Below are 21,341 nucleotides of genomic sequence, written 5' to 3' on the forward strand. Positions count from 1 at the left end.
AACCGTCGGCGCATATGAAATTGAGAAGGTTTTGGCATACTCATATCGAGCGCCCTGGGAGTCTATGATGAGGTGCGCGCCATTTCCGACGGTCGCCGTCTGGCTTTATCCCCAGCCGGTCTCCAGCAGAGCGCCGACGGTCTTCTGGCCCTGCCAGCTTTCGGCCAAGCGCACGGCGGCGCGCGCGTCGATCTCGCCGAAACCGTAATCCCGGCTATAATGGAGACCGCCGCCATTCCAATTCTTCGCGAGATTGGTCTGCCATGTCGTGGCCGAATCATTCACCTTGCGGGCGGAATAGGCCAGAATATCCTGCACGTCGCGATAGCCGAGATCGGGATTGGCCTCGAGCATGAGGGCCACGACGCCCGAGACGATCGGCGTCGCGAAAGAGGTGCCTTCCGCCGTGGCGTAATCACTACCGAAGGCCGTGCCCGTCGAACTCGTCAGGATTTCGCTGGTCGAGACGATGTTCGAGCCCGGCGCCGACACGAGGATCGTCTCTCCTCGCGTGCTGAACGGCCCCGGAGCGATCGTCAGCGACGGAAGATCGGTCTTGGCGTTGATTCCCGCGACCGTAATGCCGTAGAGAGAGTTGGTCTCGTTCAGATCATTGGTGTTGCGTGTCGCGCGATCATTGCCCGCGGCAAAGACCAAAACAGTACCCTTGCCTCCGCGGCCCTGACTGACCGCTTCGTAATAGGCGCTCTCATAAGCCGGATTGACGAGGAAGCTGTCCAAGAAAGCCGGATTGAAACTCCAGCTGTTGTTCACGACGTCGTAATTCTTCCATAGCCGCAGATTTACGAGATTTGTGGTCGCGTCGGTCGGCAGCGAGACCGAGCCGACGGTGGCGTCATAGGCGACGCCGACAACGCCCTCGCCGTCCCGAGCAGCGCCGATCACCCCGGCGACCAGCGTCGCATGAGCTCCATAACGCTCTACTCCCGGGTCGCCATTGTTCTTGATCGACTCCCGGGCGTTCGCCGCAAGGTCCGGATGCGTCCGGTCGACGTTTCCGCTAGGATCGAAAACAGCGACCTTGACGCCCTTGCCGGTATAGTCCTTCCACACCGGGAGTATATTGATCTCCGGCAGATACCATTGCTGATCGAACAGTTCCTCGGACGGGAGATCTGGCGTGTGGAGATAGACCGCGCCGGTCACTTCGGCCGTATTGGTCGTGCCGACCTGCTGCACGATCGCGCCTGTCTTTCCGGCGCTGTCCGATACATGATATTTGAATTTCATCACGCCGGCGAAGCCGGCCGTCGGCGTAAAAGTGATGGTCGCGCCTTCGGCGGACAGCGCCGCCACGCCGCCGACCACAGCGCCGCTCGCGCCCCGCGCGATCGTATTGCCGTTCACATCGAGAAGCTCGCGAATCGACAGCGACAGGCCGGCGTAATTCTTGTCATTGGCGAGAAGGGCAGCGGCCGCGATCACATAAGGGCCGGAGCCGGACACTTGGATGCGATCGTTCACCGGCATGCCATAGCCGTAATTGGGCAGGCTCGCGTTCACCGGCACCTGACTGATGTCGGTGAAATCGAGCGCCGAAATGTCCTTTAGAATATCGGTTCCGTCACGCCCCGCCTGACTGTCCGCGATGGTGAAGGTCCCGTCGGCGTTGCGCGTGAAGCTGTATTCGGAGAAGGAGCCGCGATAGCGCGCCACCGTATAGCCGCCGGTTCCGATCAAGAGATCATTGCCCTCGTCGCCTTCGAGCATATTGGCGCCGCTCGCCCCCGACACCGCGCCGCCGACCAGCGTGTCGTCGCCGCCCTCGCCGAACACGAGATCGTCGCCCTCGCCGCCGAAGATCAGATCGCGGCCGTCGCCGCCGCGCAGAATGTCATTGCCGCGTCCGCCGTCGATATAGTCGTCGCCCGCTCCGCCGCCGATCGCGTCATTGGCGATTCCGCCGATGAGAATGTCATTTCCTCCGGCGCCGTCGAGGAAGGCGTTCGCCGTCATGCCCGAGGCGTTGAACACATCGTCGCCGATGTCGCCGATCGCCTCCTCCACATGCGCCGCTGCCAGATCGAGCGTCACGCCGCGCGTGTCGTTCACCTTGACGATGTCGAAGCCGCCGCCGCCGTCTATATTGGCCTGCGCCGTGGCGGCGTTGATGAGCAGCACGTCATTGCCCGCGCCGCCTCGCAGCGTCAGCGATCCGCTGCCGCCGCCGAGCCAATAGGAGCGCATATCGGTCGCGTCGACCAGGAAGCTGTCATTGCCCGTCGTCGAATAAAAGGCGTTGGGATGGGTTCCGTCGGCCAGCGTGAAGCTCGAGGCGGTGATCGAATGGCCGGCGCCATCCGTCACCACATAGGAGGTGACGCTCGCCGCGCCTTCGGATTTGATCACCGTCGCGCCGCCGAGAGTGCTGGTCGTGATCGCCGCGCCTTCGACCTGAAAATCGACGCTCGCGATTTGTCCGGTCGTCCCGTCGGTCTTGGTGAAGGTCGTGCGGTTCAATATGTCGTTGCCGGCGATGTTCTCGCCCGTGTTTCCGGCTCCGACGAGGCTGATCGAGGCGACGCCGAGCTCGCCGAGCGTCTTCAACTCGCCGGCGTCGGTCTTGGCGTCGTGATTCGCGTCGACCCACACGCGCAGATCATCGAAATAGAGACGGCCGGTGGCCGCATTGGTGAGCGAGGTGGCGCGGGAGAAGCTGGTCGCGCCCGGCTGCGCGAGGCTGGCGAGGGCGGCTATGCCATCGGCGAAACTTCCGCCGTTGTAATGGACGGAGATGGTTTCCTTGATGCTGTCGATCTTGCCATTGCCATCGAGATCGAGCGCGAGAATTCCGTCGTGATCGGCGACCCAGCCGGTCTGATGCAGTTTGCCGTCGCCGAGCGTGTCGAAGAAGATGTTGGTCTCGATCCAGCTCGTCAGCTCGATTCCGTCGCCGTCGAGATCGAGGACCAGAGGATCGATGTTTTGCAGCGTTGTGGCTTGCGCCTCGAGCGCGCTGTACCGGAATGCCGTGAGATAATTATTCGGCGTGCCGACGATCTCCGGCGTGCCAACATAGACGCCGCCGTTATTGTCGATTCGCTGCGCGAAATCATCGAAAGCCGCCTGCACGGTCTGGCGGGCCCAATTGACATTGCCGGTGACGAGATAGTTCTGCGCGACGGGGAGATAGCCGTTAGTGTTGATATTGGGCGTCGCCGCGTGGAACGCGCCGGAGGCGAAGCCGAGCCCGCCAGGCGCATTGGGCTGCGGATCGGCGAGCGCCGGATTCTGCTGCGCCGGCGCGCCGTTCGACCAGTTGCCACCGCCCACGTCGAGGCGGGAGTTGTCGGCCGCGCCGGAAGGATTTGTGACGCCGACCGTGGAATCGACGGTAGCCTGCAAGGCCGAGACGCCATTCAGAGCTTGGCTGACGCTGGAAGGCTCGACTGCGACGAAGCGCGTCCCGGTCAAAACCAGATTGCCGTTGGCGTCGAGCGAATAGACATGATCGAGCTCGCCCACGGCATTACGGTAGAAAGGCACATTCAATCGACCATCCGTCCAGCTGACGCCGCTCGGAGCGCCGGTCAAATCGAGCGTCGTCGATCCGAAATGAGCGACGATGCTGGAACCGATCGTGATCGATCCGGCCGCCGCCCCATTCTGGTCGAGAATGCCGACGCCGTAATTTCCGCCGACCAACGTCAGGCTCCCGATGGCGGCCTGATCGAATGTCGCGACCGTCCCTCCATCGGAGTTGACGAATTCGAGCAGACCCGCAGCCGAACCATCCGGTCTCGGCGCCGTCGTCAATAATAGGCCGGAGGCTCGATCGACGATCAAAAGATGGCCTGCGCCCGATGTGAGCGTCGCCGATTGCGATCCGAGCGAGTAGGCGTTCGTCACAACATTAACCAGGCCGCCTTCGACGAGCAATGTTCCGCTCGCGTCATTGTTCAACCGCGCCAGAATGCTTCCCGTGACGCCCGGCAGACCGAGTGCTTGCGCGATCGAGCCGTAGGTGTCGCCGGGCCGAACGAAATAGAGGCCGGCGAGATCGGTTTCGATGTCGTTCAAAAGACTACCGACGGCGGATGTGTTGAAACTGTTCGCAGCGGTGGTTTCCCCGAACAGTCGGAGCATTGCCTTCCAACCACCGGAAATCGCATTATCCACGAGGTCGGCCGTGCCGCTCAGCGCGTCAATGGCCATGTCGGCCCCGTGGTGAAGCTGCGCGTCCAGCTTGGCGATGCTGCGGTCGAGCGAATCGCGCTGTTCCGGCGAAAGCCCCAAGGCCGTGCCCGCAAAAAATGCGGCCGTCGTGTCGAGAGCGTTGAGGTGATTTAAAAACGCCTCGCGCTGCTCGGCGGGCGTCAAGGTCAGAATATAGGAATTGTCGTTGAAGCCTGTCGCTATTCCGCTGATCTCGGTCGGCACCGCCCCGCCCCAGGCGGCGCGGCTGAGACCCAGGCTCTGGAGGCCGGTACCGGCGTCTATTTTTTGGATGTCCTTAAAATTCGGGAGCGATCTGTCGGGTCGGATGTCATCGAAAAAAGCTTTAGCGACCGCGTCCGACGACGCCTGTTGTTCTGGACCGAACAGATCGATGATCTGGCCTCGCTCATAGGCGAGCGCGGCTTGATTATTCGCCCGGATGAGCACGGCGACCGGATTTTGTGCGCCCGAGTTGACCTGCTCCGCTATCCCGAGCCAACGCACCACGTCTTGGTCATCCGGATTCAAAACGAGGCCGCCATATGTGCTTTGGAGATCGTTCAGAGCAATCGTATATGCTTGAGCGTATCGCTGCGAATTGCCGGCGTTCGATATAAGCGTGTTGATTTGGCTCAAAGCCTCGGACGACAGACGAAGCGTCATTGTATCTCTCCGACATAAAACGAATGAAACAAATGCATGATTCCGTCGTGAATCTCGCGCCAGTGAGGCAGCAGATATTTCTTGTAGCGATACAGGAACGGCGTCCCATGAACGTCGATATAGACCCGGCACAGGTCTATTTTGTCGCCGTCTTCCTGTGGGCAGCCAATGACGACCGAGCTTTCGTCAGAATCACCGCGGAAGACGTAGACATCCTTCGGAACCAGCGAAATCCTGGTTGCGACTTTGACGAGCCCATATGGCCCTGCCTGCGCCGCCTGCGCCGCGTCTCTGATCGCCGGCCCGTTTCGCGCGGAGGGTTCGTTTCTGCTACCAGGCCCGAGAGAGTCCAAGATGATCGTATTCGGACAGGCACCCAGAGGCTTGTAGCAACGAATGGTGGCGGGCGTAGCTCCGGTCAACTCTGGGAAAGTCGTGACAATCGTGAGTGACGCCGTGTTGGTGTAATTCTCGGGGTCCGTATACGTCTTGTAAAGCATGGCTATCTCAAGGAAATTCCTTGGAATGCGCCATCGATTTCCGCTCATGCGGATGTCGACCGGCGTCGTCTCCAACGACGGCGCCCCCGTGAATTGCGGCGCCGATATCGTGTCGTCCTGTGACGCGTCCCGAGCCATCGCCGCCTCGCCCGACAGTGCAAGAATCGAAAGAAGCAACGCAAATCGCGTCGCGAGCAGCCTGATTGATCCCACGCAATGTCCAAGGCGAGAAATCATTTCATGGAGCCGACTCGGACGATCCGAGTCGCGCAAACGAGAGGCCCATTCGCAAATCGTTTTACGTCTCACCGCATCTCTCCGACATAAAACGAATCGAGCAGGCGAGTGATTCCGTCGTGAATCTTGCGCCAGTGGGGCAGCAGATATTTCTCATAGCGATACAGGAACGGCGTCCCATGAAAGTCGACATAGATTCGGCAAAGGTCTACTCTTGTCATGGTCTTCTTGCGGGCACCCGATGACGACCGAGCTTTCATCGGAGTCGCCGCGGAAGACGTAGACGTCCCTCGGAACTAGCGAAATTCTGGTCGCGACTTTGACGAGCCCATATGGCCCTGCCTGCGGCGCCTGCGCGGCATCTCTGATCGCCGGCCTGTTTCGCACGGCGGGTTCGTCGTTGTTGTCTTGCCCAAGAAAGTCCACAAGAATTGTATTCTGACAAGCGCCCAGAGGCTTGTAGCAACGAATGGTGGCGGGCGTAGCTCCCTAAATTCAGGAAAAGTCGTGACGATCGTCAGCACCGCCTCGTTCACATAATTCGTGATGTCGATATACCTCTTGTGAAGCCTCGCCGTTTCGAGGAAATTCCTCGGAATGCGCCATCGCTTGCCACTCATGCGGATATCGACCGGCGTCGTCTCCAACGACGGCGCCCCCGTGAATTGCGGTGCCGATATCGTGTCGTCCTGTGACGCGTCCCGAGCCATCGCCACCTCGCCCAACAGTGCAAGAATCGAAAGAAGCAACGCAAATCGCGTCGCGAGCAGCCTGATTGATCCAGTGTAATGTTCACGATGAAGAGTCATTTTTTGAAACCATGTCACCTATCGGGCCAGTCGGCGTCTTCCGTGAACTCTCAACCTATAAGACGATCGAGAACTGCCTAACCCGAAAGAGACTCCAAAAACATTTCCGCGTGACGCAATTCCATTCAATAGCTCAAACGCCATATCGGCTGCCGCATTCGAGAACACGATCACGGCTCCTGCCGCCGATGAGAATGTCATTTCCTCCGGCGCCGTCGAGGAAGGCGTTCGCCGTCATGCCCGAGGCGTTGAACACATCGTCGCCGATGTCGCCGATCGCCTCCTCCACATGCGCCGCTGCCAGATCGAGCGTCACGCCGCGCGTGTCGTTCACCTTGACGATGTCGAAGCCGCCGCCGCCGTCTATATTGGCCTGCGCCGTGGCGGCGTTGATGAGCAGCACGTCATTGCCCGCGCCGCCTCGCAGCGTCAGCGATCCGCTGCCGCCGCCGAGCCAATAGGAGCGCATATCGGTCGCGTCGACCAGGAAGCTGTCATTGCCCGTCGTCGAATAAAAGGCGTTGGGATGGGTTCCGTCGGCCAGCGTGAAGCTCGAGGCGGTGATCGAATGGCCGGCGCCATCCGTCACCACATAGGAGGTGACGCTCGCCGCGCCTTCGGATTTGATCACCGTCGCGCCGCCGAGAGTGCTGGTCGTGATCGCCGCGCCTTCGACCTGAAAATCGACGCTCGCGATTTGTCCGGTCGTCCCGTCGGTCTTGGTGAAGGTCGTGCGGTTCAATATGTCGTTGCCGGCGATGTTCTCGCCCGTGTTTCCGGCTCCGACGAGGCTGATCGAGGCGACGCCGAGCTCGCCGAGCGTCTTCAACTCGCCGGCGTCGGTCTTGGCGTCGTGATTCGCGTCGACCCACACGCGCAGATCATCGAAATAGAGACGGCCGGTGGCCGCATTGGTGAGCGAGGTGGCGCGGGAGAAGCTGGTCGCGCCCGGCTGCGCGAGGCTGGCGAGGGCGGCTATGCCATCGGCGAAACTTCCGCCGTTGTAATGGACGGAGATGGTTTCCTTGATGCTGTCGATCTTGCCATTGCCATCGAGATCGAGCGCGAGAATTCCGTCGTGATCGGCGACCCAGCCGGTCTGATGCAGTTTGCCGTCGCCGAGCGTGTCGAAGAAGATGTTGGTCTCGATCCAGCTCGTCAGCTCGATTCCGTCGCCGTCGAGATCGAGCAAATCGATGTTGAGCGGCGCTCGCCTGCGCCGCACTTTAGACGGTAGTATCACGAGATGTGGCACTCCTGAAGTGCGAACGAACCTCTATGAGGCGGCGAGTGCGCTCATGGTTCGCTGCAAAAAGTGGTCGGCTTTGAAAGCTTGGGGAATGAGCATAGCGAAGCGGCGCGGTCACAAGCGCGCCGTCGTCGCCGTTACTCGCAAGCTTGCTGTTGTGATGCACAGAATGTGGCTCGACGGCACGGAATTCCGCTGGACGCGTGCAGATGGTTCGCAAGGCGACGGCACGCCGGCAATCACTATGGGAGCGTAGCGACTGAACAGATCGATCATGTCGACAACAGTTTAACCGCATCCGCTACGGCGGAAAGACGCCCGTGGTGGTGTCGCGGGCCGGAATGAAAGGCCGCTATCTTGCCGGGCCAGCTTGCCGGAAGCCGCGTGACTGCTCGGCGCACTCCGACTCCTCTTTGGCCAGCATGGCGCCGGCTTCTGGCCAAGCCCGTAGAAATGCATGGACCACCACTGAGCGCAATACGGCGACACGCTGGATGCTGGTCGACTGCTATTTGACGGCAATTTTGAAAGCGAAGGAGAAATCGAAATGGCTGCACGAAAGACGTTGACAAATAGAGCCCGATTAGAAATGCAGACGTAATCGGGCTTGGCGGGAGCGTTTCGGCAGTCGAGCGGAGTGTGGGGCATAGTGGCGGCGGTTCAACGACGATCCGCCGCAAAGGACGAATTCCCATGACTTTTTGCGCCGGCCTCGACACTTCTTCGACAAAGACCGCCATCTGCGTGGTGGCGAGCAAAGACGGCGAGACCGTCTTGGAGACGACCGTTCCGACCGATCCCGGCGCGATCGCCGCGGCGCTCGAACCCTATTTGCCGCGTCTGGAGCGGATCGGCCACGAAGCTGGCTCGGTGGCACCCTGGCTGTATCGCGAATTGGCGGCGCTCGGCCTGCCCGTGGTGCTTTTGGAAAGCCGACAGGCGGCCGCCGCTCTGAAGATTCAGCGCAACAAGACCGATCGGAGCGACGCCCAAGGGCTCGCGCAGCTGGTGCGCACTGACTGGTACAGGCCGGTTCATGTGAAGAGCGTGGACAGCCAGGCTGCGGTTGCTGCTGACGCATCGGCGCACGCTGAAACGCAAGCTGGTCGACATAGAGAACGAGGTTCGTCAGTCGCTGAAAGTGTTCGGTCTGATGCTGGGGCCGCGCGTTCAACGCAGCTCGTTCGAGGCGCGCGTGCAAGCGTTGGTGGCGCATGACCGGCTCATTGCCGGCGTGACGGAGTGCATGCTGCGCGCCTGGTCGACGCTGTGGAGCGAATACAAGCGGCTGCACACGCTGCTCGTCCAGTTCGTCGGCCGCGACGAGCTCTGCCGCCGCTTCATGGTGATTCCGGGCGTCTGTCCGGTGACGGCTCTGTCGTTCAAAGCGGCGGTCGACGATCCGACCCGCTTCGCCAAATCCAAGACTGTCGGCGCGCATTTCGGACTGACGTCGCGCCGCATTCAGAGCGGCGATACGATCGATATCGACGGCCATATCTCCAAATGCGGCGACGGCGAAGAGCGCACGGCGCTCTACGAAGCGGCCAGCGCCATGCTCGTGCGCTCGAAGAAATGGTGCGCCGTGAAGGCGTGGGGCGTCAAGATCGCGGTGAAGCGCGGCCACAAGCGCGCCGTCGTCGCGGTGGCGCGCAAGCTCGCCGTCATCATGCATCGGATGTGGATCGTCGACGGCGCGTTCCGCATCTCGGCGCAGGAAGAGCTCTCGGGCTCGGCGAAAAGCGGAGCGAGGAGGACTCTGGCGATCGCGTCCTGAGCGCGCCGCCGGAGTCGATCGAAGCGCGCAGAACGACGACATGTCGACGAATTGACGGCGCGGCGCCGACACGAGTTCCGCCATTCGGCGGGCGAAAACCTAGTGGATCGAAGCGGATGCGGAGAGCGCGATATCTTGCCGGCGACGACGCCTCCTCGGAGGCCGACAATGAGCCCGACTGCTTGTGGCCCCGCGATCCAGACGCAAAAATGTGCGCCGGCCCGGCACACGGGACCGAGCATGAACGACTATATGGCCGCCAGACGCTTCACAGCGCATCCCGACGTAGGCTGTCGCTTCGAGGAAAGGAAACGGATACGACCCAAAGACGAAGACACTCGTGGCGAAGAAGTGAACGCGACGACGCCCGATTAGGAGGGCAAGATAAAGCGAACTGACGTTCGCACCTCGCGAGGCTCGTAATTGGTTGTCTGCACATTGGTTTTTGCAGGCTACAAATGGGCAGGCATGATACGGCACGATGTGTCGCGGTTTCCGCCAGAATCGAATTTGTTCGTATTTGCAGCGTGATAGACGCTGGCGTTCGAGAGGCGCCACGTGGCATGTCCCGCCGGCTCCACGCTACAGCCGGTATTTTCACGCCTGACTGCGATCGGCGTTCGAGGGCGGTTGCGCAGGCGGATTTCGACGCCGATCGTCTCGCCATGGCCAGCGACGACAGAGACGATTTCCACATTCGACCCGGCCGGTCCCGAGCTGGCGGAAGGAGCGTCAGTCCGCGCTCGCTGCCCTTCGTCCGGCAGGTCGAGATCGCTGTTCGCAAGGCCGGCGGCAATCCGAGCCGGATCGGCCGAGGCTCCGCGGACGCAGTCGGCCGGAAAGGAGGAGAAGGAAGCGGCCGGTTCAACGCGCGGGGACGAGGCGCGAAGGTGGCGGCGTCGCTGCCGAGAGACGGCGGCGGCTGGCGGCGCGACTCCGCCGGACTGTTCCGATCGCGACGTGTCGTCGTGAAGGCGCGGGTCGTGAAGCTCAACCCGCAACGCGGAACGCGCGGTCCAAAAATCCGCGGCGCGATGAGCAAGGCCGTCGACGCCCATCTCCGCTATCTCGAACGCGATGGCGTCACCCGCGACGGCGAGAAGGGCCACGCCTATTCGGCGATCGAGAATGAGGCGGACGGCCGCGCCTTCGTCGAGCGCGGGCGCGAGGACCGTCATCAGTTCCGCTTCATCGTCGCGCCGGAGGATTCCGTCGACATGGCTGATCTACGCGGCTTCACGCGAGACCTCATGCGGCAAGTGGAGAAGGACCTCGACACAGGTCTCGACTGGATCGCCGTCGACCATCACAACACCGGCCATCCTCACACCCACATCATCGTCCGGGGCGTGCTCGACGACGGCCGCATCCTCAATATCGCCGGCGACTATATCGCGCATGGCGTTCGTCACCGGGCGAGCGAGCTCGTCACGCTGGAGCTCGGCCATCAGAGCGAGATCGAGCTTCAGACGAAGCTCACGAACGAAGTTACGGCGGAGCGGCTGACGCGGCTCGACAAGATGTTGCTCGCCGAGCAGCGCGAACAAGGCGTCATTGATCTCAGGCTCGGGGAAGGCGCCTCCTATCTCGGTCCGAGAGAACCGGGCGCTGCTGCTCGGCCGCGTGCGGCGTCTGGAACGCTACGGGCTCGCTGCCGAACTCGAGACGGAACGGTGGGCCATTTCCGACCGCGCCGAGCCGATGCTCAAAGAATTGGGAGCGCGAAACGAAGCGATCGAGACCATCCGTCAGGCGCTGGCCGGTCACGGTCTGGCGGACGAGCGCGGCGTCGCGCAATATGTTTGCCACGGGGAGACCGGAAAGGAGCCGATCGTAGGCCGGGTGCTGGCCAAAGGGCTGGCCGGCGACGAGATGGGCGAGCGGGTCTATCTCATCGTCGACGGCGTCGACGGACGAGTTCATCATATGGAGTTCGCCGATCCGACCCGCATCGAGGAGGTCGGCCGAGGCATGATCGTCGAAGCCGCGCCCGCCTTTTCCGGTCCGAGGCCCGCCGACCGCAACATCGCCATCGTTGCGGAGAAGGACGGGGTCTACCGACCGAGCGCTCATCTCGAACGCATTCGCGAGAGCTTCGAGCGGCAGGGCAAGGACCCGGACGCATTCGTTCGCTTCCATGTCCGCCGGCTGGAGGCGCTGCGCCGGGCCGGGCACGTCGAACGCGTCAACGCGGACCATTGGCGCGTACCGACGGATATCGTCGAGCGCGGCCGAGCCTATGACCTCGCTCAGGGCGGCGACGGACTCCGCGTGCGCACGCTCTCGACCCTCGACCTCGAACGGCAGATCGCGAGCGACGGAGCGACGTGGCTCGACCGCGAACTCGTCACCGACAAGCCGATTCCGTTAGTAGAAACAGGCTTCAGTCGGGACGTGAAGAATGCGCTTCATCGGCGTGCCGAGCAGTTGGTGGAAATGGGCATCGCCACGGACAATGGAAAATCCATCTCCATCCCTCGCGGCGCCATCGCTACGTTGGAGCGGCGGGAGGTGGAACGTGTCGGCCGGCAGATGGCCGCGGAGCGCGGGCTGACGTATTCGCCGAGCGGGCCGGGCGAATATGTGTCGGGGCGGCTGGCGGGCGTCGCCAATCTCGCCAGCGGGCGCTTCGCGATGATCGAGGACGGCCTCGGCTTCCAGCTCGTGCCTTGGCAGCCCGTTCTCGAAAAGCGCATCGGCCAATATCTCAGCGGCGTTCACCGTGACGGCGGCGGCATCGAGTGGGACCTCGGCCGGAAGCGCGGGCTGGGACTGTGATGAAAGCCTCGAGCCCCGTGGAGGTCCGGCCGCGACCAGAGCCGATGCAAAAGGTCGGGATTGTCGAAACGCAACGGCTCGTGATAGGTTACATGTAACCAATTGGAGACTGATTATGACCCCAGCGGCGAAGCCCAAGCCCTCCCGCGTCAAGGTGCGCGATCATCGCGAGCGCCTGCGCGCCCAAGGGCTGCGCCCTATTCAGATTTGGGTGCCGGACGTGCGCGCCGCTTCCTTCCGGGCGGAGGCGCATCGCCAGTCGCTCGCGGTCGCCACGAGCCCCCATTCTCTCGATGACCAATCGTTCATCGATACGGTGTCGGTCATCGACGTCGATGACAACGGTAACGAATGAGACGCGGCGACATCTGGACCGTTGCCGGCGGCAAGGACTACGCGGGCAAGCCGCGCCCTGTGGTCATTATTCAGGATGACAGTTTCGACGCGACGGACTCCATCACCATTTGCGCTTTCACGACAGACGAGACGGATGCGCCTCTGTTCCGTCTGCCCGTGGAGCCGAACAAGCGCAACGGATTGCGCGTGCCCTGCCGCTTGATGGCGGACAAGGTCACCACCGTTCCGAAATCGAAGATCGGCGCACATATCGGGCGCTTGGACGACGAGGACATTTTGCGTCTCAACCAAGCGGTGCTCGTCTTCCTCGGACTCGCTGTGTCGCCGAGACCTCGGCGCGCACGGCGATCATGAGTCGGCCGTCATCCGTTCACCGTCTCGATGGCAGTGCGTAGGAAAGCGCATCCCGGAGTAAAATTAGGCCATTCTTGTTCGAGATCGAGCGCGCGATCCTGCCGGGATGTCGCGAGCGCGCGCAAATCCTCTCGATCCTCGCTGCGTCGGAGCCGATCGCCGCGTCGCGTCGACGCGGAATGACGCTCGGTCGAACATCGATCGAGAGGCGCAACGAGACCTCGAAACCTGGACTGTCACCGATGATTGGCCCGAAGAAGTCCCGGTCACGCGCGCCGAGGTCGATGTAATCGAGGCGTGGCTCGGCGACTTGTTCGACCAACGATTCGGACCACGTCGATGAAGGGGCAAGGAAACGAAGATCGCCCACTTGTTGCCGGTCGACGGCGACCCCTCTACTTCTTCAGCCGCACGCCGGCGCCGGCGCCATTCTCGGGAATGAATTCCACGCCTGCATTCTCCAAGGCGATGCGAATAGCGTTCAGGTTTGCAGCGGTGGTCGACGGCTGCCCGTCTTCGCCCTCGGCGCGTCGCACGGTGGCGATGCCGACTTTTGCGGTAGACGCTAAGTCTTCGGCGGTCCAACGAATGAGGGCGCGCGCCGCCCGTATTTGCGCTCCTGTGATCACATACAGCTCATATGATATATTGTTGATCTCCACGGCGGACGTGATATGATTCCACTCGCATGGCGTTCTCGCTATCACATCGCCCGAGCAACTGGAAACAGCCTCGAGCCGAGTGCGCCTGTGCGTCCGGACGACGTGCGTCAACACCTCGCCCGGCCTGACCACAACCCGGCTTATGAGGAGCTCGGATCATGGCTGACCCCGAGACTATCACGAGTGCTGCTTTCACCCGAAGGACTTTGTTGGTTGCGAGCGTCGGCGCCGTCACGCCGGCGCCTTTCAAGGGAATCGCGAGCGTCGACTCGTCTCATACGATGGTCGTCGATCCGGCAACGTCCCTGTGGACGCAATGGAAGACCACCCAGGACCTCACCGATGTTCTCTGCCAGAAGCAGCAGAGCTTGGAAACCCAATTGATGCAGATGATCCGCGCGTCAGACGGCATCGACGATGACGAAGGCGCCGAGGCGGGCTGCGCCATTGAGGAAGAAATCTATCGTACGCGTTGGGCTGCCGCAGATTTGGCCGTCGGCTACTCCGAAGCGAAAAAAGACGAAGAGCGAGCCGCGGATATAGCGAGAGATCTCGCCGATGCGCTGGCGGCCACGCCGGCGTCGACCGTCGAAGGCGTCGCGGCCAAGCTCCACGCTGTGCTCCGCGAGGGCGAATGGTGCGAGAACTGCCCCGAATTTCCCTGGCCGCAGGTCCGCTCGGCGCTGACCGACTTGGTCCGTATCGGTCGCCTCGATTCGTTTCCGAAGTTTTGAAGCGAGCCGTGTGACGGCGAGATTGTCGATCGCACAATTTTCGAGCCGCGGTCTCCGCGGCTCGTTTTGCTTCTCATACGGTTTCCGGCTGATTACTTCGGCTTGGCGATTTTTGGCCACCAATGGAAGCCGGCGCGGCTTTTGATGATGTCGCGCTCGCTCGCGAGCGCGGCGCATCTTTCGCCGATGATCGCGTCGAGTTCCTCTATCGTTCCGATGTGCTTGTTGACGATCGGCTCGTCGACGAGAGCCCATAAGGTCTCGGCGGGTTGCAGCTCCGGCGTATAGGGCGGCAGAAAAACCAGTCGCACGCCATCCGGCACGCTCAGACCAGCCTCGCCGTGCCAGCCGGCGTTGTCGATGACGAGCACGATCGTGCGATCGACGCCGGCCTTGGCTTCGCGCGCGAAGGTCTCGAGCAGCGCCGCGAAAAACGGCTTCGAGACGCCGTCGTGCACGTACCAGAAGGTCTCGCCGCTCGCCGGCGAGACGAAGGCGGTCACATAGAGCCAGTCGAAGCGATGATGGCCATGCGCGATCGGCCGCTCGCCGACGGGCGCCCAGACGCGCCGCGTGACCGGTTTCAGGCCGAGCCTGTGCTCGTCGCTGGCGAAGACCTCGACCGATCGCTCTGGATGCTTCGCGGCTTCCTCCGCGACGGCGTCTTCGAGGTTTTTTTGAACGCCGCCGCCTCCTCGGGCGAAGCCACCTTCGGATTTTTGGGGCGTGGAGCCTGGATCGACATGCCGCAGGCTTTCAGCGCTTCCCAGCCGCGCTGAACCGCAACTTTCTCCAGCCCCAATTCGCGCGCGAGAAAAGCCGCGACTTTCGCGCTCGTCCACAAGCCTCCGTCGTCGGGGGGCTCGTTCAGCCGAACGCGCAGCTCGGCGAGCAGATCGGGCTTCAACACCGTCGCCGTCGAGCCGTTGCGCCGGCGCAAGTCGCCGAGAGACTCCGGTCCTTCTGCGTTGTAGCGCGCCGCGAGTTGCTCGATCCAGCGCTGGGCAAAGGACGTCATCTCGGCGACTTCGCCGAGCGTGTGGCCCTTGGCGAGCAGCCAGATCGCATGGAAATGCCGCGCCTCGCGCGCGTTCGAACTCGAAACATACCGTTCACGCAACGCATCGACGCTCAAATGCGCAGCTATCGTCGCCATGACCCGCCTCCAGCGATTCATGGCGATACAGCTTAGCTACTTCGATTCGCCCCGGGAATCCCCGTCGCCGAGTCAATCAGCCGGAACCCGTATCATTGCGGGACGATCCGGGGCTATTGTCGCTGGCGCAGCCGAAATTCCGGTGACGCCTGCGCATCCTGGGAATAGACTCGGCCGATTGATCGGACTCGCGCAACGAATTTGATGACGACGGGAGTTGCCCCTATGCCCGATTGCACTCGCGCTGCGCTCTACCTCCGGGTTTCGACGACGCGGCAGGCGGAGGTCGACCTCTCTATCCCCGACCAGCAATCCCAAACAAGCGCCTATTGCACACGCCATAGCTGGCGCATCGTCGCCGAATATGTCGAGCCCGGCGCTTCCGCCATGGACGACCATCGTCCCGAGTTTCAGCGCATGATCGAACGCGCCTGCGACGACGATCATCCGATCGACGTCATCGTCGTCCATTCGTTCTCTCGCTTCTTCCGCGACGCCTTCGGCCTGGAAATGTATGTGCGCAGGCTCGCCAAGCACAATGTGCGGCTCATCTCGATCACCCAGGAGCTCGGCGACGATCCGGCGCAGGTGATGATGCGGCAGGTTATCGCGCTGTTCGACGAATATCAGAGCCGCGAGAACGGCAAGCACGTCTTGCGCGCGATGAAGGAGAACGCCCGCCAGGGATTCTACAACGGCTCACGCCTGCCGCTCGGCTATGCGCTCGCCGAAGTGGAGAAGCGCGGACACACGACGAAGAAGAAGCTCGTCGTCGATCCTGTCGAGGCCGAGACCGTGCGGATGATCTATCGTCTCTATCTCGAAGGCGACGCCGGCAAGGGGCCGATGGGCGTCAAGGAGGTGACCAAGACGCTCAATGGGCGCGGGCTGAGAACGCGACTCGGCGCGCGCTTCGGCGTCGCGTCGGTCCACAAGGTCTTGACCAATTCGGTTTATGCAGGCCGGTGGCGCTTCAACAAGCGCGAGGCCAAAACCGGGAGAACCAAGGCCGAAAGTGAAGTCATCGAGATCGCCGTTCCGCCGATCATCGAAACGGCCGTGTTCGACAAGGCCCAGGCGAGCCTGAAAGCGAGAGACCCGCGCGTCCTGCCGCCCCGCGTCGTCACCGGCCCCATTCTCCTTACCGACCTCGCCGTCTGCGCTGCTTGCGGCGGCGCGATGACGCTGCGCACCGGAACCTCGAAGAGCGGCAAGGTGCATCGCTATTACAGCTGCTCCACCGCCGCGCGCGTCGGCAAGACCGGCTGCAAGGGGCGCTCGATCCCGATGGACCGGCTCGACGGGCTGGTCACGACCCATCTCGCCGATCGGCTGTTCGGCCCGAATCGGCTGGTCGGCATATTGACGTCCCTGGCCCAGAAGCGCGCCGCCGGCGACGACGAGGTCCGCAGTCGAGTGGAAGCCCTCCAAGCGGAAATCGCTCAGTCTGAGGACAGGCTGAAGCGCCTCTATAGAATGGTCGAGGACGGCGTCACCGACATGGACGATCTGCTTCGGGACCGTCTCGCCACTCTCAAATCCGACCGGGAGCGGGCGAAAGCCGCGCTGGAGCGGATCAAAGCCCAGGCCGCGCCGCAAATCCAGCTCGAACCAGACCAGCTCGAGCGATTCGGCACATTCATGCGCGAGAAGATCACCGTGGGAGAGACGTCGTTCCGCAGAGCCTATTTGCGGGCGGTCGTCGAAGCCGTCGAGGTCGACGACCACATCATCCGCATTCACGGCTCCAAAGCCAGCCTCGAACAGGCCGTCGTCGCCGGAGAACAAATCGGCAAGGGTGTTCGCGGTTTTATACGCAAATGGCGCGCCCAACGGGAATCGAACCCGTGTTTTCGCCGTGAAAGGGCGACGTCCTAGGCCTCTAGACGATGGGCGCGGGCTGCGCCGGCGAGTGGCCGGCGCGAAGCGGGCGCAGATATAGAGGGCCGCGCTCGGGCTGACAAGCGCCATGAACGCCTTTGTCGTTAGCCTCCCGCGGGCGGCGCCCCTTCCCGCGTCGCGGGCCCTGTTCCGCGGCGCCGACGTTGCACATCGACCGCAAAGGCCCTAGAGGCGAGGCCATGCTTTCCATCGATGATCTCACCTACCGGCTCGGCGCGAGGCTTCTCTTCGACAAAGCCTCCGTCTTCCTGCCGCCGCGGACGAGGGCCGGCTTCGTCGGCCGCAACGGCGCCGGCAAGACGACGCTGTTCCGCATGATCTGCGGCGAGATCGCAGGCGAGACTGGAACAATATCTCTGCCCGCCAAGCTGAAGATCGGCCGCGTCGAGCAGGAGGCGCCCGGCGGACCGACGGCGCTCGTCGATTTCGTGCTCGCCGCGGACACCGAGCGCGCCGCGCTGCTGGAGCGCGCCGAAACCGAGACCGACCCCCATGAGATCGCCGAGATCCAGACGCGCCTCGTCGACATAGACGCCCATGCGGCGCCGGCGCGAGCCGCGGCTATCCTCTCCGGCCTCGGCTTCGACGCCGAGGCGCAGCAGCGCCCGCTCTCGGAATTCTCGGGCGGCTGGCGCATGCGCGTCGCGCTCGCCGCCGTGCTGTTCTCGCAGCCGGAGCTTCTGTTGCTCGATGAGCCGACCAATTATCTCGATCTCGAGGGCACGCTCTGGCTCGTCGACTATCTCGCGCGCTACCCTGCGAATGTCGTCGTCATCAGCCATGATCGCGACATGCTCGACGCCGTCTCGACGCATATTCTGCATCTCGAGCGCGGCCGGCTGACGCTCTACAAGGGCAATTACAGCGCCTTCGAGGCGCAGCGGCTCGAGGCGCGCGCGCTCGCCGCCAAAGCGGGCAAGAAGCAGGAGGAGCGCCGCCGCGAGCTGCAGGCCTTCGTCGACCGTTTCCGCTTCAAGGCGACCAAGGCGCGGCAGGCGCAGTCGCGCCTCAAAATGCTCGCCAGACTGGAGCCCGTCACCGCCATCGTCGACGACGAGGTGCTGCCCATCTATCTGCCTTCGCCGGAAAAGCCGCTGTCGCCGCCGATCATCGCCTTTGAAAATGTCAGCGTCGGCTATGGCGATCGCACCGTGCTGTCGCGCCTGTCGCTGAGCCTCTCGAATGACGATCGCATCGGCTTGCTCGGCTCCAATGGCAATGGCAAATCGACCTTCGCCAAGCTGCTGTCGGGGCGTCTCGAGGCCAAGAGCGGCAATGTGGTGCGGGCGGCAAAGCTCGAGGCCGGCTTCTTCGCCCAGCATCAGATCGACGATCTGAACGAGCAGGACACGCCCTACTCCGTCTTCGCGGCGCTGATGCCCGGCGCGCCCGAGGCGCGCATTCGCACGCGCGCCGCCCAGACCGGCTTTTCCGGCGCGCGCGCGGAAACGAAGATCGAGCGTCTCTCCGGCGGCGAGAAGGCGCGGCTGCTGCTCGGCGTCGCCTCCTTCGCCGGACCGCATCTGCTCATTCTCGACGAGCCGACGAACCATCTCGACATCGACAGCCGCGCCGCGCTGGTCGAGGCGATCAACGCCCATGAAGGCGCGATCGTGCTCGTCTCCCATGATCGCTATCTGCTGGAGGCCTGCGCCGACCAGCTATGGCTCGTCGAAGGCGGCACTGTGCGCGCCTTCGACGGCGACGTCGACGATTATGCCCGCTATGTGCTGGCGCGGGCCAATGGCGACGCGCGGGACGCGCGCAAGGACGAGGAATCGCGCGAAAAGCCTCGCCGGGTCGAAGGAAAACGCGACGCCGGCCAAGCGCGCCGCAAGCTCGCGGTCGCGGAAGAACGCATGAAGAAGCTCGGCGAGCTGTTGGCGCGCGTCGATGCGGCGCTCGCCGATCCGAGCGCCTTTTCGCGCAATCCGCAGGAGGCGAATCGGCTCGCCCAGCAGCGCGCCGATCTCGCGACGGCGCTCGCCGAGGCCGAAGATCAATGGCTCGCGCTATCGGACGAGGGCTGAGCAGGATTTCGAAAAATCCTGCGTCTCCCGAAGACTCTGAGCCGGCGTTCGTCGGCGAGGCGACGGATGCAGGCTCAGACCGCTCAGGCCGATTTGCGAAGGACGATATCCGCGAATTCCTGGTGGCGCGCGATATAATCGGCCACGAAGGAGCATTCCGGAACGACTTTGAGCCCCCGCGCCCGCGCCCATTCCAGCGCGCCGCGGATCAGCTCCGAGGCCGCGCCCTTGCCGCGCAGAGCCGGCGGCGTCTCCGTATGGGTGAGGACGATGGCGCCCGGCGCCAGACGATAATAGGCGACGGCCGTGCCGTCTTCGAGATCGAGCTCGAAGCGATCGAACTCGACATTGTCGTGGACAGCGCCATGCGCTTTGCGCGGCGCGCTCTTCAGCTGGGCGATCGAACCCATGTGTCGTTCTCCTCGATTGCCCACCGCCGAACCTCGAGGTGGTGACCGCAGTGCAGCAAATTAAGGGCCAGGCGTTAATTTTTCTCGTTGACTTTTCTCGCCGAGCGAAACCGGACACGAGCCCTTGTCGGTTTTCGGCCACTCGCCCGCGCCCGCCTTCGATTCGCCGCCGTCGCATGAGAAAGGCCCAATTCTATGGCGCGCTTGAAAGGCTCGAGCGGATGGGCACAATGCCAAAATGAGCGAATCTACTTTGTCTTCCGTGGTCGAGATCGAGCCGACGCCGCGCACGCGCGTCTTCGCGCCCTTCGAATGGGCCGTCGCCTTCCGCTATGTGCGGGCGCGACGCGCCAATGGATTCGTCTCGGTGATCGCCGGCTTCTCCTTTCTGGGCATCATGCTCGGCGTGGCGACGCTCATTGTCGTGATGTCGGTGATGAATGGTTTTCATCGCGAGCTGATGGACAAGATCGTCGGCATAGACGGCCACGCCTTCGTGCAGGCGGCCGAGCGGCCGCTGACCGACTGGGCCGAGGTCACGGCGCGGATGCAGCGGCTTCCCGGCGTGAAGCTCGTCGTCCCTATGGTCGAGGGCGCGGCCGGCGTCTCCTCGCCCTATGGGCAGTCGGGCGTGCTGGTGCGCGGCATTCGCGAGCAGGACATTCTGCGGTTGCCGGGACTGACCGGCAATGTGAAGGACGGGACATTCCAGGGCTTCGACAGCGCCGGCGGCGTCGCCATCGGTCAGCGCCTCGCCGAGACGCTGGGCGTGCGCGTCGGCGACAATATCAGCATTCTCATCGCCAAGGGCGCATCGACGCCCTTCGGCGTGGCGCCGCGCATAAAAGCCTATCCGGTGACGGCGATCTTTCAGATCGGCATGTCCGAATACGACCGCGTCTTCGTCTATATGCCGCTCGCCGAATCGCAATTGTTCTTCAACCACGAGAATGAAGCGACAGTGATCGAGGCCTTTCTCGACGCCCCCGACGCCGTCGACAAATTCCGCGCCGAAATAGACGCCAATCTCGACCGGCCCTTAATGCTCACCGACTGGCGGCAGCGCAACAAGACCTTCTTCGACACGCTGCAGGTCGAGAGCAATGTGATGTTCATCATATTGACGCTGATCGTGCTGGTGGCGGCGCTCAACATCATCTCCGGCCTCACCATGCTGGTGAAGGACAAATCTTCCGACATCGCCATTCTGCGCACCATGGGCGCGACGCGCGGGGCGGTGTTGCGCATCTTTCTCATCATCGGCGCCTCGATCGGCATCGTCGGCGATTTCGCCGGCTTTCTGCTCGGCCTGACGCTGGCCAAAAATCTCGACGCGATCCGATTGCTGCTCAACAAGCTGATGCACGCCAATCTGTTTCCGGCGGAGCTCTATTTCCTGTCGCGCCTGCCCTCCATCGTCGAGCCGCGCGAGGTGGCGCTCGTCGTCGTCATGACGCTCGTGCTCGCCATTCTCGCCTCGATCTATCCGGCATGGAAAGCGGCGAGCCTCGATCCGATCGACGCGCTGCGCCACGAGTGAGGCC

Annotated in this window: 13 protein-coding genes, 1 tRNA gene and 5 pseudogenes; 10 read left to right on the top strand and 9 right to left on the bottom strand. The window is 62.9% G+C overall.

Annotated features, from left to right (window positions below; translation table 11 throughout):
• Positions 1-105: 105 nt before the first annotated feature.
• From IY145_RS26345 to IY145_RS20595, 4 genes are all read right to left on the bottom strand, one after another.
• Positions 106-4,686, bottom strand: coding sequence for a S8 family serine peptidase (locus IY145_RS26345; protein ID WP_196409912.1), 4,581 nt, complete (start codon positions 4,684-4,686; stop codon positions 106-108).
• Between the two features lie 152 nt (positions 4,687-4,838).
• A complete protein-coding gene (locus IY145_RS20585) occupies positions 4,839-5,651 on the bottom strand; it encodes a hypothetical protein (RefSeq protein ID WP_196409913.1) in 813 nt (270 codons plus the stop codon).
• Positions 5,648-5,800, bottom strand: coding sequence for a hypothetical protein (locus IY145_RS20590; RefSeq protein WP_196409914.1), 153 nt, complete (start codon positions 5,798-5,800; stop codon positions 5,648-5,650). The genes IY145_RS20585 and IY145_RS20590 overlap by 4 nt, the downstream gene beginning before the upstream one ends.
• Positions 5,801-6,521: 721 nt before the next feature.
• Positions 6,522-7,631: a hypothetical protein gene (locus IY145_RS20595; RefSeq protein WP_196409915.1), complete on the bottom strand. Its 1,110-nt coding sequence runs from the start codon at positions 7,629-7,631 to the stop codon at positions 6,522-6,524.
• Here IY145_RS20595 and IY145_RS25865 point away from each other — a divergent pair.
• The 6 genes and pseudogenes from IY145_RS25865 to IY145_RS20615 form a co-directional block, all read left to right on the top strand.
• Positions 7,621-7,893, top strand: a pseudogene (locus IY145_RS25865) (IS110 family transposase); the annotation flags it as partial. The gene IY145_RS20595 and the pseudogene IY145_RS25865 overlap by 11 nt on opposite strands.
• A gap of 437 nt (positions 7,894-8,330) precedes the next feature.
• A pseudogene (locus IY145_RS20600) lies at positions 8,331-9,414 on the top strand (IS110 family transposase).
• 1,217 nt (positions 9,415-10,631) lie between these two features.
• Positions 10,632-10,739, top strand: a pseudogene (locus tag IY145_RS26630) (hypothetical protein); the annotation flags it as partial.
• Between the two features lie 229 nt (positions 10,740-10,968).
• Entirely contained in the window at positions 10,969-12,192 is a 1,224-nt protein-coding gene (locus IY145_RS25875) for a DUF3363 domain-containing protein (protein ID WP_246722130.1), read from the top strand.
• 115 nt (positions 12,193-12,307) lie between these two features.
• Positions 12,308-12,547 carry an antitoxin MazE family protein gene (locus tag IY145_RS20610; RefSeq protein ID WP_196409916.1) on the top strand — a complete coding sequence of 80 codons (240 nt, stop codon included), beginning with the start codon at positions 12,308-12,310 and terminating at the stop codon, positions 12,545-12,547.
• The gene (locus IY145_RS20615; RefSeq protein WP_196409917.1) at positions 12,544-12,903 is read left to right on the top strand and encodes a type II toxin-antitoxin system PemK/MazF family toxin; all 360 of its coding nucleotides are present in this window, start codon (positions 12,544-12,546) and stop codon (positions 12,901-12,903) included. Before IY145_RS20610 ends, IY145_RS20615 begins: the two co-directional genes overlap by 4 nt.
• A gap of 395 nt (positions 12,904-13,298) precedes the next feature.
• On the opposite strand, the gene IY145_RS20620 is transcribed toward IY145_RS20615, so the two are convergent.
• The gene (locus tag IY145_RS20620) at positions 13,299-13,538 is read right to left on the bottom strand and encodes a transcriptional regulator (protein WP_196410648.1); all 240 of its coding nucleotides are present in this window, start codon (positions 13,536-13,538) and stop codon (positions 13,299-13,301) included.
• 308 nt (positions 13,539-13,846) lie between these two features.
• Here IY145_RS20620 and IY145_RS20625 point away from each other — a divergent pair, with 308 nt between their 5' ends.
• Entirely contained in the window at positions 13,847-14,299 is a 453-nt protein-coding gene (locus IY145_RS20625) for a hypothetical protein (RefSeq protein WP_196409918.1), read from the top strand.
• Between the two features lie 92 nt (positions 14,300-14,391).
• Here the strand turns inward: IY145_RS20625 and IY145_RS25880 are convergent, their stop codons facing one another.
• Entirely contained in the window at positions 14,392-15,069 is a 678-nt protein-coding gene (locus IY145_RS25880) for an IS630 family transposase (protein ID WP_312030643.1), read from the bottom strand.
• Positions 14,982-15,476, bottom strand: a pseudogene (locus tag IY145_RS20635) (winged helix-turn-helix domain-containing protein); the annotation flags it as partial. The pseudogene IY145_RS20635 and the gene IY145_RS25880, both read right to left, overlap by 88 nt.
• Positions 15,477-15,680: 204 nt before the next feature.
• Between IY145_RS20635 and IY145_RS26350 the strand changes: the two are divergent.
• A pseudogene (locus tag IY145_RS26350) lies at positions 15,681-16,718 on the top strand (recombinase family protein); the annotation flags it as partial.
• Between the two features lie 558 nt (positions 16,719-17,276).
• On the opposite strand, the gene IY145_RS20645 reads toward IY145_RS26350, so the two are convergent.
• Positions 17,277-17,352, bottom strand: a tRNA-Glu gene (locus IY145_RS20645).
• A 184-nt stretch (positions 17,353-17,536) separates the two neighbouring features.
• Here IY145_RS20645 and IY145_RS20650 point away from each other — a divergent pair.
• Positions 17,537-19,387 carry an ABC-F family ATP-binding cassette domain-containing protein gene (locus IY145_RS20650; protein WP_196409919.1) on the top strand — a complete coding sequence of 617 codons (1,851 nt, stop codon included), beginning with the start codon at positions 17,537-17,539 and terminating at the stop codon, positions 19,385-19,387.
• A gap of 83 nt (positions 19,388-19,470) precedes the next feature.
• Here IY145_RS20650 and IY145_RS20655 read toward each other — a convergent pair whose 3' ends face one another.
• The gene (locus tag IY145_RS20655; protein ID WP_196409920.1) at positions 19,471-19,797 is read right to left on the bottom strand and encodes a GNAT family N-acetyltransferase; all 327 of its coding nucleotides are present in this window, start codon (positions 19,795-19,797) and stop codon (positions 19,471-19,473) included.
• Positions 19,798-20,035: 238 nt separating this feature from the next.
• On the opposite strand from IY145_RS20655, the gene IY145_RS20660 reads away from it, so the two are divergent.
• A complete protein-coding gene (locus IY145_RS20660) occupies positions 20,036-21,337 on the top strand; it encodes a lipoprotein-releasing ABC transporter permease subunit (RefSeq protein ID WP_196409921.1) in 1,302 nt (433 codons plus the stop codon).
• Positions 21,338-21,341: the final 4 nt, after the last annotated feature.

It is taken from the genome of Methylosinus sp. H3A (genome assembly GCF_015709455.1).
In the GTDB taxonomy this organism is placed as follows: Bacteria; Pseudomonadota; Alphaproteobacteria; order Rhizobiales; family Beijerinckiaceae; genus Methylosinus.